General features: G+C 55.1%; 1 pseudogene. It reads left to right on the forward strand.

Annotated elements, in window-relative coordinates:
• Nucleotides 1-580 precede the first annotated feature (580 nt).
• Nucleotides 581-1,074: pseudogene (locus NW857_RS13135) on the forward strand (hypothetical protein); the annotation flags it as partial.

Consider the following 1,074-nt stretch of genomic DNA (forward strand, 5'->3'; position numbering starts at 1 on the left):
AGGGTTACCTGCCGGTCTGAAAGCAGAGGGGGCGGGATGTAGTCGGGTGGAGCTGGCCAGTTGAGAAGAATACGCGGAGCTGCGGCCTTGGTACCCTTCATTTTTTGATCCTTCGCTCGGGCAGTCCGTAGGAGCTTAGCAGTCCTAGGTTATGAAACGGTTATAAAGCCAGCTCTACTCCTCAGGGATCCGTCAAAACCCTTGTTTAGCCCGTCCCTGCAGCTTTCTAGAGCTGGATCAATAACTGGCAACCCTAGCTTGCCCTGGAAGTCAGGCTAAAGAAGAAGGGATCCCTTGACCCTCTATCTACGATAGGCCATGGGCAGCCCCGCCGTTGATAGGCCGGATCTGGCCTACCTACCCAAGCGGCCACCTGCCGAGGTCAAGTAGGAGCAACGACGAGCAGAGCACCTGGCCCAAAAGCTGCGGGAACTAGGGGTGAATCCGGGTACATTAGGCTAGAGAGAACGAAACGCCAGGGATCCCTTCCATGCAGTGCCAAGACCTTGCTCAGGAGCTGGCTTCGGAGCTGGAGCAAGTCGGGAGTCTCGCTCAGCTATTAGACTGGGCTCTAGGTCGCATGCCTGAACAGCAGATCTTTTGTCAGATCGGCTGGGAAGACTCAGGAGCTGTGCTAGAGGCAATGGTTCGCCACTCGGAAAAGTTAGCAGTAATTCTACGGGATCCGCTCCAGAATTCTTCTAAAAAATTGCCCAGCACGGAAGATCTCCAAGCCCAGATCCTTCGGCTAGGGTTAGAAGAACGGGTTTTGCTGCTCGAAGGATTCATCCCCGCTCTTCTGGCAGATTTGGGGGAAGGGTTTCCCGATACCCGAATTGGCGTTTGCTTCTGGGCGGAGCTTGTTGACTATCGCACCCATTTGCTCCAGTCTCTGCTTCTGCGGGATTACCTGGCTGAGCCGGCCCTGTACTTGGTCGATCACTGCCGCTACGGATCCCTTGCCCAATCGACCTTAGACTTGATGGGGGTGGATCCCGCTTTTCATCTGCAAAAAGCTTTTCCCAAGCTCAGCCAAGGGATCCATCTCTTGAGCTGGGATCCCCAACACAGAGC

This window comes from Synechococcus sp. H55.9 (assembly GCF_047462355.1).
Taxonomy (GTDB): Bacteria; Cyanobacteriota; Cyanobacteriia; order Thermostichales; family Thermostichaceae; genus Thermostichus.